The organism is Paenibacillus sp. FSL R5-0749, assembly GCF_038595085.1.
In the GTDB taxonomy this organism is placed as follows: domain Bacteria; phylum Bacillota; class Bacilli; order Paenibacillales; family Paenibacillaceae; genus Paenibacillus.
The window spans coordinates 4,292,869-4,305,528 of the sequence record NZ_CP152005.1 but is presented as its reverse complement, the minus strand read 5'-3'; the positions used below and the strand labels follow the sequence as shown (position 1 = coordinate 4,305,528).

At 46.8% G+C, this 12,660-nt stretch carries 15 protein-coding genes; 14 read left to right on the top strand and 1 reads right to left on the bottom strand.

What is annotated here, in order from left to right; all coding sequences use genetic code 11:
* The first annotated feature begins 33 nt into the window (after positions 1 to 33).
* From MKY85_RS19110 to MKY85_RS19100, 3 genes are all read left to right on the top strand, one after another.
* Positions 34 to 1,551 carry a sugar ABC transporter ATP-binding protein gene (locus tag MKY85_RS19110; protein ID WP_339307314.1) on the top strand — a complete coding sequence of 506 codons (1,518 nt, stop codon included), beginning with the start codon at positions 34 to 36 and terminating at the stop codon, positions 1,549 to 1,551.
* Positions 1,548 to 2,534: an ABC transporter permease gene (locus tag MKY85_RS19105; protein WP_339307316.1), complete on the top strand. Its 987-nt coding sequence runs from the start codon at positions 1,548 to 1,550 to the stop codon at positions 2,532 to 2,534. The genes MKY85_RS19110 and MKY85_RS19105 overlap by 4 nt, the downstream gene beginning before the upstream one ends.
* Positions 2,535 to 2,751: 217 nt before the next feature.
* Positions 2,752 to 3,024, top strand: coding sequence for an HU family DNA-binding protein (locus MKY85_RS19100; RefSeq protein WP_024630670.1), 273 nt, complete (start codon positions 2,752 to 2,754; stop codon positions 3,022 to 3,024).
* 66 nt (positions 3,025 to 3,090) lie between these two features.
* On the opposite strand, the gene MKY85_RS19095 is transcribed toward MKY85_RS19100, so the two are convergent.
* On the bottom strand, positions 3,091 to 3,252 hold the full coding sequence (locus MKY85_RS19095; protein WP_339235225.1) for a hypothetical protein: 162 nt from the start codon (positions 3,250 to 3,252) through the stop codon (positions 3,091 to 3,093).
* A 147-nt stretch (positions 3,253 to 3,399) separates the two neighbouring features.
* On the opposite strand from MKY85_RS19095, the gene mtrB reads away from it, so the two are divergent.
* The 11 genes from mtrB (at position 3,400) to aroB (ending at position 12,660) form a co-directional block, all read left to right on the top strand.
* Positions 3,400 to 3,621 (top strand): trp RNA-binding attenuation protein MtrB, encoded by a 222-nt coding sequence (gene mtrB, locus MKY85_RS19090; RefSeq protein ID WP_017687697.1) that lies wholly within the window; start codon positions 3,400 to 3,402, stop codon positions 3,619 to 3,621.
* Between the two features lie 121 nt (positions 3,622 to 3,742).
* Positions 3,743 to 4,294 carry a hypothetical protein gene (locus MKY85_RS19085; protein WP_339235223.1) on the top strand — a complete coding sequence of 184 codons (552 nt, stop codon included), beginning with the start codon at positions 3,743 to 3,745 and terminating at the stop codon, positions 4,292 to 4,294.
* Between the two features lie 101 nt (positions 4,295 to 4,395).
* Positions 4,396 to 5,259 carry a heptaprenyl diphosphate synthase component 1 gene (locus MKY85_RS19080; protein ID WP_339235221.1) on the top strand — a complete coding sequence of 288 codons (864 nt, stop codon included), beginning with the start codon at positions 4,396 to 4,398 and terminating at the stop codon, positions 5,257 to 5,259.
* Between the two features lie 15 nt (positions 5,260 to 5,274).
* Complete coding sequence (locus MKY85_RS19075) at positions 5,275 to 6,003, top strand: demethylmenaquinone methyltransferase (RefSeq protein WP_339235218.1); 729 nt, start codon at positions 5,275 to 5,277, stop codon at positions 6,001 to 6,003.
* Entirely contained in the window at positions 5,996 to 6,862 is an 867-nt protein-coding gene (locus MKY85_RS19070; protein WP_339235216.1) for a UbiA-like polyprenyltransferase, read from the top strand. Before MKY85_RS19075 ends, MKY85_RS19070 begins: the two co-directional genes overlap by 8 nt.
* Positions 6,863 to 7,483: a UbiX family flavin prenyltransferase gene (locus MKY85_RS19065; protein ID WP_339235214.1), complete on the top strand. Its 621-nt coding sequence runs from the start codon at positions 6,863 to 6,865 to the stop codon at positions 7,481 to 7,483.
* A gap of 340 nt (positions 7,484 to 7,823) precedes the next feature.
* Positions 7,824 to 8,798 (top strand): polyprenyl synthetase family protein, encoded by a 975-nt coding sequence (locus MKY85_RS19060; RefSeq protein WP_017687703.1) that lies wholly within the window; start codon positions 7,824 to 7,826, stop codon positions 8,796 to 8,798.
* A 154-nt stretch (positions 8,799 to 8,952) separates the two neighbouring features.
* Positions 8,953 to 9,396, top strand: a complete 444-nt coding sequence (ndk, locus tag MKY85_RS19055) for a nucleoside-diphosphate kinase (RefSeq protein ID WP_339235211.1) — start codon at positions 8,953 to 8,955, stop codon at positions 9,394 to 9,396.
* Between the two features lie 25 nt (positions 9,397 to 9,421).
* Positions 9,422 to 10,216, top strand: a complete 795-nt coding sequence (locus MKY85_RS19050) for a protein-glutamate O-methyltransferase CheR (RefSeq protein WP_062835189.1) — start codon at positions 9,422 to 9,424, stop codon at positions 10,214 to 10,216.
* A gap of 178 nt (positions 10,217 to 10,394) precedes the next feature.
* The gene (gene aroC / locus MKY85_RS19045) at positions 10,395 to 11,564 is read left to right on the top strand and encodes a chorismate synthase (RefSeq protein ID WP_105599406.1); all 1,170 of its coding nucleotides are present in this window, start codon (positions 10,395 to 10,397) and stop codon (positions 11,562 to 11,564) included.
* Between the two features lies 1 nt (position 11,565).
* A complete protein-coding gene (gene aroB / locus MKY85_RS19040; protein ID WP_339235209.1) occupies positions 11,566 to 12,660 on the top strand; it encodes a 3-dehydroquinate synthase in 1,095 nt (364 codons plus the stop codon).

Genomic DNA, 12,660 nt, shown 5'->3' with positions numbered 1-12,660 from the left:
GCTCCCGGAAGGGAACGATTGGAGGTTAACATCATGAGCACTGCACCGATTCTGCTTCAAATGGAACACATCCACAAGCAGTTTTCAGGCATACCTGCACTGAAGGATGTGGATTTCTCTGTAAAAGGCGGAGAGATTCATGCACTGCTGGGTGCCAATGGTGCCGGTAAGAGTACGTTAATGAAAATTTTGTCTGGTGCTTATCCATTGGATCAGGGGACGATTCAGCTGAGTGGACAAGCGCTTCATTTAAGTTCTCCGGGAGACGCGAAGGCAAGCGGGATTCACTGTGTCTATCAGGAAGTGGATGCGGCACTGGTGCCACAGCTGACGGCTGCGGAGAACATTATGTTGGATCAGTTGGCTTCACCTGCCGGGGGGTGGTGGAAAAGTCCACGGAAGCTGCAACAGCGTGCGATTGAGGCATTGAAGCAATTAGGGGCGGACATATCCGTTCACCAAAAAGTGGCTGATCTGACGCTTGCAGAAAAACAGATGATACTGCTGGCGCGGATTTTGATTCAGGATGCCAAGGTCATCATTTTTGACGAACCTACTGCACCGCTGAGTCAGGAAGAAACGGATGCATTTTTCCGGATTGTTCATCTTTTGAAGGAACGGGGCGTAGCCTGCATTTTCATAACCCATCGTCTTGCTGAAGTGACGGGTCACTGTGATCGCGTTACGGTTATGAGGGATGGGCAACATGTATTTACCGGCGAAGCAAAGGGACTGACAATCAACGATTTGGTTACTCAGATGTTAGGCAAACCATTTGAAGAAGAGTTTCCGAAGACGGAAGCCCCCGTGGGGGAGATGCTGTTGGAAGCTCGTGGGCTTCGTCGTGGAGTGAAAGTCAAAGGTGTTGACCTCTCTGTACGCCGAGGTGAAGTTCTCGCTGTGGTTGGCCTGGTAGGCGCGGGTAAAACGGAAAGCTCTCGTTTGCTGATTGGTGCAGATCGGCTGGAGGGAGGGGAGATCCGGCTTAACAACCGTAATCTTCGTCTGTCTCAGCCTGCGGATGCGGCGGCTCTGGGGATTGTTTCTGTACCGGAGGAGCGACGTAAACAAGGAATCCTGATTCAGGAGAACGTGGAACGGAATCTAAGTCTGCCTTTGCTTAGCCGTCTCAGTACATTAGGTTTCGTAAGCCGCAAACGGGAACGTCTGAATGCTGAGTCATTGGTGAAACAGCTTGGAATCAAAACATCGTCAGTGAAGCAGGAAGTGAAATATCTAAGCGGTGGTAATCAGCAGAAGGTAGCCATTGGCAAATGGCTTAACGCGGATGCAGATGTATTTATATTTGATGAGCCAACCAAAGGCGTAGATATCGGGGCAAAAAGTGACATTTTCCGCATTATCAACGAACTGGCTTTAGCCGGCAAGGGCGTCATCTATTTCACCTGTGAACTGGATGAAGGCATGGGAATTGGCGACCGAATCGCTGTCATGTGCGAGGGTGTTATCGTGAAAGAGTTCAAACGAGGCGAGACTAATCAAGAACAGCTGCTATACTATGCAAGCGGTGGACAAGAGGTGCAATCATGAAGGATAAATCACTGGATTTTGCGTTCCGTTACGGAGCAATTATAGTTATTATAGGAGTTATCGCATTTTTCGGCATTAAATTGCCTTATTTCTTTACGTACAGTAACTTGACCGATATTTTGGGCTCGATTTCAATCGTCACGTTTGTAGCGATAGGTGTTACGTTATCTCTCATTGTTGATGGATTTGATCTCTCTGTAGGGGCGACTGTTTCATTGACCACCGTCGTGACGGCTTCGTTAATGATATGGTATCAACAACCGCTAGCAATCGTCATTATCGTGCCACTAATTATCGGTGCTGTTATTGGTTTGTTGAACGCTTTGCTCATTGTAAAATTGCGTATTCCGGATTTGCTGGCAACCCTCGCCACGATGTACATCATCGGAGGTATTCACAAAACGTATGCACAGGGATATACCATTTACAATCATATGCAGTTCCCTGATGGGAGCAAAGCTGCGGGCGAGATGGACTCGACCTTCCTGCTTATAGGGCAGGGTAAATGGCTGGGGATGCCTATATCGGTTATCCTGCTGCTTATTGCGGTAATAGGTGTGCATATCTTTTTGACGTATACGAAATATGGGCGCCAGATGTACATTACAGGCGGTAATGAGGAAGCTGCACGATTGTCTGGAATCAAGGTGAAAAAGGTGCGTACACTCGCCTATGTGGCCGCTGGAGTGTTTGCAGCAATCGGTGGTATCATCTATGCTTCCAAAGTAGGATCTGGGCAAATCGATGCGGGATCACCGTTGTTAATGGAATCCGTAGCGGCAGTGTTTGTCGGTTTCTCTGTGTTCGGCGCGGGTAAACCGAATGTCATCGGAACCTTCATCGGTTCGGTTCTGATTGGTGTTCTTGTGAACGGGTTAACGATGATGAACGTACAGTATTTCACGCATGATATTGTAAAAGGTGGAGTTCTCGTGCTTGCCCTGGCGGTTACATTTTACGTCTTAAACCGCAACCGGACTTGAAATTGTGGGCTGTCTGTATTAGTATGAAATTTGTTCGGCGTCTGAAATGCCCGTGGTTTCAGACGACATTCTGCCGAAAATGACTGTTGACCGCAAGCGGAGATTTGTGTTCATCGCTCAAGATGTACGTAGATTTTTTGCGTATGAACGTATATTTCGCTATAAAACGGAAACACAGTATAACATTCAGGACATTGATACAGGAGGTGAAAAACAAATGAACAAATCAGACTTGATTACACACGTATCTGAAGCGACTGAATTGTCCAAAAAAGATGTAACGAAAGCGGTTGATGCCGTATTCGAAGCAATCTCTGAGGCTCTTCAAAGCGGAGATAAAGTACAATTGGTTGGTTTTGGGAACTTCGAAGTTCGCGAGCGCTCCGCACGTAAAGGACGCAACCCGCAAACAGGTGAAGAAATCGAAATTCCTGCGAGCAAAATTCCTGCATTCAAACCAGGTAAAGCGCTCAAAGACGGAATTAAATAAGATTTCTACATATTCCATATGTCGACAAAAAGACCGTGACTTGTTCACGGCCTTTTCTTTTGCCCTTTAACGATGATTCTTGCGGCTATCCGAGTGCTCAGGATCATCCGGTTGCCCGGTATAAGCAACGAGAATCAGTTCTTCGCCAGCAGCTGCAGACAGATGCTGTTCAATTTCTTTTAACTGATGAATATGCTCGTCTGTAAGTGCGGCAGGGGTGTACTTCATGTAGATTCTCCTTTCTGTGGGGGTACAACTGTAGTATGACCCGGGGGTAGCTGATTCTTGCGGTGCATTCGTATAAGGCGCAGGTTGACAAATGAAACAATCTTAATCATCATTAACGCTATCGAACTTAAGAAGGGGACATGCGTGATGGATCATCCAACCGGCAATGATTATATTGTAATTAAGGCAGAGGAAAATGGTGTCCAGGTGATCGGATTAACCCGAGGTCAGGATACACGTTTTCACCACACCGAGAAATTGGACAAGGGTGAAGTGATGTTTGCCCAATTTACCACCCATACCTCAGCTATTAAAATCCGGGGCAAAGCCACGCTGATTACCAAGCATGGACAGATTGAATCGGAGTAATGTACAGATTGAATACAATCAAATGAAGATTGCAGGCATAGCCTGCTTTTTTTCATTGTACAATGAGGTATGAGCCTTTACCGGACAGACTACACTAACAGGTAAAGGCAGGGAGGCGTATATGAATCCGCGGATGATTGTTACTGCTTCAATGCTGGCAACGGTTGCGGCAGTCTTTCTGCTTGTTGCGATACAAACCTTACATATGCGTACCTGGGGCGGGGAAAACGTACAACCTGCCTCTGCATCACATCATCCTGTTCAGCTAACGAATGACAATCTGGTTGATGTGCTAAGCTCCATGCAACTATCCACACCCATCGCAAGAGTGGAATGGAAACAGTCCATTTTGACACTGGACCTCAAAGTAAAAGGAACAGGTACAAGTTACACTGAAATCTATGAGAACATGGCAGCTGTGGCGGATCTGGGCTTTCGTACTCTGGATAACGTGGATCAGGTGCTGTTGCGTGTGATGGCAGAGGATGAATGGATGCATAAACGACATCTGTTGCTTGCTGCTGATATTCGGCGTGGTGAGTGGCCCCTGTATGCGATTGACACATTACGGAACTGGAAAAGTGCGGCCTTTTCAGAGGAATTGAAGGACTGGTTTCATTTGATGGAAACCGAACTCTGGAAGAAGCAATTCGAAATGACAAGTCAGGGGTAATAGAATAGCAGGATTCAGTGCGTGCCCGATCAACATATGCTATAATATATAAGATTGTAGTGCAGAAATGGTTTAACAATGTTAAGGCTCGGAGGCTGAGAATGAATTCATATCGCGTACCCCAACTAGCAAAGAAATATACGGATTACGACATGATTCGACAACATACGGAAATCCCATCATTTCCGGATAGCCGAGCACGTCTGCTGCAGGTATTTGTGGGCCGCACAGACGAAAAGGTGCATCAAGAGTTATATGCTCTTGCAACTTCGCTCGTTCAGTTGGCCATGGATACGCATGATCGAATCGATACCATTTCCGGTGAGCGGAGAGAGCAGGAGATGCGTTCACGCCAGTTGAATGTACTCGCCGGAGATTATTTAAGTAGCCGTTTTTATCAATTGCTTGCCCAAGCGGGCAGAATTGAAATGATCGGCAAACTCAGTGGTGCTGTATCCGAAGTGAACGCACGCAAGATGACGCTGTATGAACGGATGAAGAAGCTTCTCGTTTCGGCTGATGAATACTTGCGTGAAACGGTACAGCTGAGAATGCAGCTGTTTCTTTCATTTACAGGCATGATTCGAGATAACGAAGAATCACTATGGAACAGCCTGTTGACCGAATTCAGCTCCTGCGAAACGATCGTGGAAGAACTGAAGCGGATGAATGACGAAAGACAATATCTCCACAGCTATGCATACTGGCACATATACGAGCATGGTAATGACGATGAGCGCACTGTGCTGCGTCAATCTGAACCGGATGTACGTGCATGGAACGCTATGATGCTGAAGCATAGGGTTGGTGAAGTTTTGCTGGACAAGCTTCGCGATTGTACACACCGCATTCAAGTGTTGTTGCAAGACGAGGAAGGGCGAATGGGCTTGCATGAGATCCATGCGATTCTTGAGCCTTACTTGGCATATTTGCAGCCTTCACATGCGGCAGTAAGGGAAGATTGAGGGGGAGACAGACGAATGGGGAGCGGAGAGACCAAACCGAAAGAAGAATATGTCCATTCGGTTTTTCAGAGCATAGCCGGAAAATATGATGTCATGAATGATATTCTAAGTTTCCGCAGGCATAAGGCTTGGCGCAAATTCACCATGAAAAAGATGAATATGTCCAAAGGCGACACCGGTCTTGATTTGTGCTGCGGCACGTGTGACTGGACGCTTGCTATGGCAGAAGCAAGTGAAACAGGGCACATGCACGGACTTGATTTCAGCAGCAACATGCTGGAGGTCGGCCAGACGAAGATCAATGCGGTGCAACGTCAGAATCAGATTACCCTGACACAGGGAAACGCCATGTCACTTCCTTTTGAAGACAATTCATTTGATTATGTGACAATCGGGTTCGGGCTTCGCAATGTACCGGATCTCAGACAGGTGTTATCTGAAATGAAACGTGTGGTCAAACCGGGCGGTATGGTTGTGTGTCTGGAATTGTCCAAGCCAACATGGCAGCCGTTCAAAGGCATTTATTATTTTTATTTTGAGAAGGTTTTACCGAATCTTGCCAAAGTGTTTGCTAAAAGTTTTGAGCAGTACAAATGGCTGCCCGACTCTCTGGCGATTTTTCCCGGAAGGAAGGAACTGGCGGACATTTTTGCAGAAACAGGATTACAAGAAGTGCAGGCCTACCCTCTAACCGGAGGTATCGCGGCATTGCATATTGGAACCAAGGAGAATCAGCATGTTTAGGAAAATTCGCATCTTTTTAGAAATGATCAAGATTGAACATACGCTTTTTGCTTTACCCTTTGCATTTATGGGGGCCATTCTAGGCTCCATGGTAGTGGATGATACCTTCCCAAGCTGGATGCAGATCATGTGGGTATTGCTTGCGATGGTCGGTGCACGTAGTGCAGCATTCGGTTTGAACCGGATTATTGACCAAGCGATTGATGGTAAAAACCCCCGTACTGCGATGAGAGCCATCCCGGCAGGGCTTTTGAAAAATGGGGAAGTTGTTATATTTGTCATTATCTCATTTATATTGTTATTCTGGGCCTCATCCAATCTTAATGTATTGTCCATGCAGCTGTTGCCTATTGCTGTGTTTATGTTGGTACTGTATTCGTACACCAAACGATTCACATGGTTATGCCACGTCGTTCTCGGAATGACGATTGGTTTGGCACCACTTGGTGGCTGGGTAGCTGTAACAGGCACGATGGATTGGACAGCGATTGTGCTGTACGTTACGATTGTGTTCTGGACAGCGGGCTTTGATATTATCTATGCATGTCAGGATCTGGAATTTGATCAGGGAGAGGGTCTTCACTCCATACCTTCCCGTTTTGGCCTGGTTAAATCCTTGCAGATCGCTAAGTTCTTCCATGTGATTACTGCAATTGGTTTTCTTGCATTATTGTTGATGACAGATCTGAGCTGGTGGTATGGCGCAGGCATGTTGGTGACGTATGGAATTCTGTTCTATCAACACTATATTGTATCGCCTAATGATATGAGCCGTGTTCAAACGGCGTTTTTTACCATGAACAGTTTGCTTAGTATAATCGTATTTACGTTTACTCTGATTGATCTGGCGGTGAAATAAATGGTACAGCAACCGGACAATAAAAGACTGGTTGTCGGAATTACCGGAGCGAGTGGCAGTATATATGGCATTCGATTAATTGAAACGCTGCTTGATTTGGAATATAACGTTCATCTGGTCATATCCAATGCAGGGTGGCGTGTATTGAAAGAAGAAATGGACTGGGATGTGACGAATCGGGATGTGGTGCTGGAAGAAAAATTCGGCAACCGTGCCGGTTCTCTGATCTATCATCCTGTGAGTGATATAGGGGCCTCCATTGCAAGTGGTTCTTATCTGGCCGACGGCATGATTATCATGCCATGTTCTATGGGAACTCTTTCGTCCATTGCGCAGGGATCCTCGGATAATCTGATGTCCCGTGCAGCTGATGTGATGTTGAAAGAGGGAAGAACATTGATCCTCGTACCACGTGAGACGCCTCTTCATGCAATCCATCTGGAGAACATGCTGAAGCTTTCACGTCTTGGTGTGCGTATGATACCGGCTATGCCTGCTTTTTATTACAAACCTCAGACTATGGATGAGTTGATTCTGTTTTTGGTGGGAAAAGTGCTGGATAGTTTGCGCATCCCACATCAACTTTTTACAAGATGGGGAGAACCGGATGAACGGGGATAATGACTGAGTCCGATACAAGGCGTTTTTTGCCAAGGTGTTGCTCGGTTTATTTGTCCCCCGAATCCCGGGGTATTGGTGAGTGCTGATGGTAAGTCTTCATGAACCACAGTCTTGACCCATGCTCCGGCAACTTCTGTATTTTGTTTCAGAACAAGTCGCAGAGTTTAATTCCCGGGTGTCGGCCATGACATTCGGTGAAGAAGAATACGTTAGATCTTTATGGAAAAACACAAGCAAGAACGGTAAGACGGGTTTTTCGTAATGCCTGCAGGCCCGACTTGCTGGAGGGGAAGGTAAGCATGGATTTGTGGACTGACAATACGCTGATACGGGTGAACGAATGAAACTATTGGATATTTTCGGGTTGTTAAAAAAGGACATGGATTACATTGAGAAAGAGCTCTATCGCAGTGTTCGAGGAGAACAGAAGCTGCTGAGTGAAACGTCGCTTCATTTGCTCAAAGCAGGAGGAAAACGGTTGCGGCCCGTTTTTGTATTACTTGGCGGGAAATTTGGTACATATGACATTGAACGTCTGAAGCTGGTTGCGGTTCCGTTGGAACTGATTCATTCCGCATCGCTCGTTCACGATGATGTGATTGATAATGCGGAGACACGCCGAGGCAAACCCACGGTGAAGTCAAAATGGGATAATCGGATTGCCATGTACACAGGAGACTATATCTACGGTAAGGCACTTGAGATGACTGCCGGATTATCCGATCCAGCTATTCATCGTATTCTTGCCAAAGCCATGGTACAGATGTCCATTGGTGAAATGGAGCAAATTCGCGACTTTTTCAATACGGGACAAAGTGTTCGTAACTATCTGCTGCGGATTCGCCGTAAAACAGCACTTCTGATTGCGGTTAGCTGTCAGTTAGGCGCATTGGCCACACGCGCGCCTGAGCATGTATCTTCCCTGCTGTATACATACGGATACAATGTGGGGATGGCTTTCCAGATTCAAGATGATGTACTGGATCTGGTAGGTACCGAGAAACAACTTGGTAAGCCACCAGGCAGTGATATGAAGCAAGGAAATATTACTCTTCCTGTACTTTATGCCCTAGAAGAATCCGATCTGCGGGAACCTTTGCTTAAGGAGATTTCCCGTGTACAGCATGAAGAAGGACGGGCAAGTGCATCGGATGCAATTGGAATGATTCGCCAAAGTCAAGGAATCGCTAAAGCAGAAGCCCTTGCTGACCGATATATGAAGAAAGCGCTCGATGCTCTCGATCAGCTACCTAACATCAAGACGACCAAAAACCTGCGTGACATCGCTCATTTTGTGGTTAAACGTACGCATTAAACTTTGTATGACCTTCAACTCTCAGATCGCTCATACCCAAAGATGAACAGACTTGTGATATTCCTCATTGGGAGGATTTGGACATGTATGTTACAATCAGAGGGATTGCGTTTACATAGTGATTAACTTTGAACCGTGAGTGAGGAGTGAGCTGATGGATCGTACATTTTTGATGGTGAAGCCGGATGGTGTGCAGCGTGGATTGATCGGTCGAATTATTAGCCGTCTGGAAGACAAAGGATTTAAGTTGGTGGCAGGCAAATTGGTGCAGATGTCTGAGGAACAGGCAAAACGCCATTATGCTGAACATGAGGGCAAACCGTTTTTCGATGATTTGGTTCGTTTTATCACATCTGGGCCTGTATTTGCCATGGTGTGGGAAGGGGACGATATTGTGGCGCTTGCGCGCATCGTCATCGGAAAAACCAATGTGAAGGAAGCAGCTCCGGGTACCATTCGCGGAGACTTCGCCAGCCACACACCACATAATCTGATTCATGGGGCAGATTCACCGGAAAGTGCTTCCCGTGAAGCAGCCAATTTCTTTGCTTCAGATGAATTGGTGGTATACGACAAGAGCATCGCAGCCTGGTTGTAATTATTAGCCAAAAGGGTGATACACGATGCTGGAGCAAGAACAACTACTAGACCCGGATTACACCGGATTCATTCGTAAAATCAAAGAGAGCACAGGCATTGATCTTGCTCAATACAAGGAAGGCCAGATGAAAAGAAGGCTGACCACACTTCGCAACAAAAACGGGTTTCATACATTTTCTAACTTTTTTGATGCTATGCAGAAAGATAAATCATTGTTTTACGAGTTCCTTGATCGCATGACCATTAACGTGTCTGAATTCTGGCGTAATCCCAATCGTTGGGAAGTGCTGCGGGACGAGATCCTGCCTGAACTGCTAGGGTCCAAGCGTCGTGTCAAAGTCTGGAGTGCAGCCTGTTCAACAGGTGAAGAACCATACACACTTGCCATGATTTTGGACACGATGGGCATTTTGAAGGACAGCTCGATTACGGCAAGTGATCTGGATGAAGGTGCATTGGCCAAAGCCAAAGAAGGGCGTTATATGGAACGCTCACTTAAGGATGTGCCAAAGGAAACGGCGAACCGTTACTTCAAGCAGGATGGCCTGGTGTACCGTATTGATGAGCAACTCAAAAATTCGATCAAGTTCATGAAACAAAATTTGCTGGTGGACCGTTTTGACGATGGGTACGATCTGATTGTGTGCCGAAATGTCATGATCTATTTTACCGAGGAAGCCAAAAACCTGTTGTATCACAAATTTGCAGCAAGTTTACGTCCAGGCGGTATCTTATTTGTGGGCAGTACGGAGCAGATCTTCTCCCCGGGACAATATGGTCTGGAGACAGCAGAAACATTTTTCTATCGGAAAAAATAATGATAATGGTTGTTCAGCCGTCTGAAGCACATGTACATGTGTTCAGGCGGTTATTTGTATACCAAGTACAAGAAAGAGCCGACTTTCTTGTCAAAGCCGGTCAGCTATACTATAATAAGCAAAGAAATTATGGGATTTTAGCAATGTGAAGTTTAACAGTTTAAAGGGGGAACGTATTATGAGTTTACGCTATTTAACCGCAGGGGAGACGCACGGACCCCAACTGACCGCTATTATTGAAGGATTGCCAAGTAATTTGACGATTGATTTTGAAGAACTGAATTTCCAGCTTCACCGCCGCCAAAAGGGGTATGGTCGTGGGCGCCGGATGCAGATCGAGAAGGATCAGGCGAATTTCGTTGGTGGGATCCGTCACGGATATACAACAGGTGCTCCGGTAGCGCTGGTTGTTCAAAATAATGACTGGAAACATTGGCAGAATATTATGAATATTGAGCCGATCGAAGGCAGTGACGAAGAGAAACGTCGCGTTCATCGTCCTCGTCCCGGACATGCTGATCTGAACGGTGGACTCAAGTATAATCTCAAAGACTTGCGTAACGTATTGGAGCGCTCCAGTGCACGTGAAACAACAGTACGTGTGGCATGTGGTGCCATTGCACGTCAATTCCTGGCTGAATTTGGAATCAAGGTAGCTGGACGTGTACTTCGTATTGGAGAGATCGAAGCTCCATATCAGGACCTTCCGATTGATGAACTGATCGCAGTGACAGAAGCTTCCTCTGTACGTGTCACAGATGCTGAGACAGAGAAGAAGATGGAAGCCTACATCGACCAGATTAAACAAGAAGGCGATTCCATCGGAGGAATCGTGGAATGTATCGTTGAAGGGGTGCCAATTGGTCTGGGTAGCTATGTTCAATACGATCGCAAGCTGGATGCGCGAATCGCTCAAGGCGTAATGTCCATTAATGCATTCAAAGGTGTAGAGATTGGTATCGGATTCGAAGCCGGAGTCATTCGTGGTTCACAGGTGCATGATGAAATCATGCATACGGATGAACGCGGCTACCACCGGGCAACCAACCGTCTGGGCGGATTCGAAGGCGGGATGACGAACGGTATGCCAGTGGTTGTACGCGGTGTGATGAAGCCAATCCCAACGTTGTATAAGCCACTGCAAAGTGTGGACATTGATACGAAAGAAGCATTTACGGCTCAGGTTGAGCGCTCGGACGCTTGTGCTGTACCAGCAGCAAGTGTTGTGATGGAGCATGTTGTAGCGTGGGAAATTGCCAAGGCATTCCTAGAGAAATTCGGCGGGGATTCCATGGAAGAGATCCGTGCTAATGTTGCTAACTATAACGCTCAACTGGAGAATTACTAATATGCGTCAGCTGACGGTACAGTTGGAGGAACGCTCATATCCGATTCTGATTGGTAGCGGCCTATTGGCACAAGCCCCTCAATATTTTGAGCAATATGGCCTAACCAAAAAAAGTCCCTTACTCATCATTACAGATGAAAATGTGGCTCCCAAATACTTGTCAGGTTTGGAGCAAACGCTGCGTACGGCTGGTTATACAGTCGTATCGGCGGTTGTACCCTCTGGTGAAACATCGAAATCCCTTTCGGTGTATCAGGATATGATGACCGTCGCGATCGAAGGCAAACTGGATCGGAGTTCTGCGATTCTGGCCCTAGGTGGTGGTGTCGTAGGTGATCTGGCAGGCTTTGTTGCTGCTACATATATGCGTGGAATCAAGTTTGTTCAAGTACCTACAACGATTTTGGCGCATGACAGCAGCGTAGGTGGCAAGGTGGCTGTCAATCATCCGCTGGCCAAAAATATGATCGGTGCATTCCACCAGCCCGAGCTGGTACTCTACGATGTGGACACACTTCAATCCTTGCCGCCACGAGATGTTTCGGCAGGTTTGTCAGAGATGCTGAAGCACGGGCTGATCCGTGATGCGGCTTTTGCACACTGGTGTGAGGAACATGCAGAGGAGTTGCTAGCGCTCAATCCCGAAGCACTGGGATACGGCTTGGAGCGCGGGTGTGGTATCAAGGCAGAGATCGTATCCAGAGACGAACGTGAAAATGGAGAACGTGCATTGTTGAACCTTGGACATACGATTGGTCATGCCATTGAAGCGATTGCCGGTTATGGAGAATTCCTGCACGGAGAAGCAATTTCCATCGGTATGGCTGGATCGGCATTGCTTGGTGAGAAGCTTGGTGCGCCAGCAGGGCTGTATGAAGATACGGTCCGCATGTTGCGTTCACTTCGCCTTCCAACAACGATGCCTGCTCATCTGGACACGGATGCATTAATGGAAGCGATGATGCATGACAAAAAATTCCGTGAAGGTCATATGGTGTTCATCATTCCTGATCGGATTGGGGCTGCAAGAATTGTGAAGGACGTACCTGTGTCGACAGTTCGGGACGTCATTGAAATGCTCAGGAAGGGAGAATAA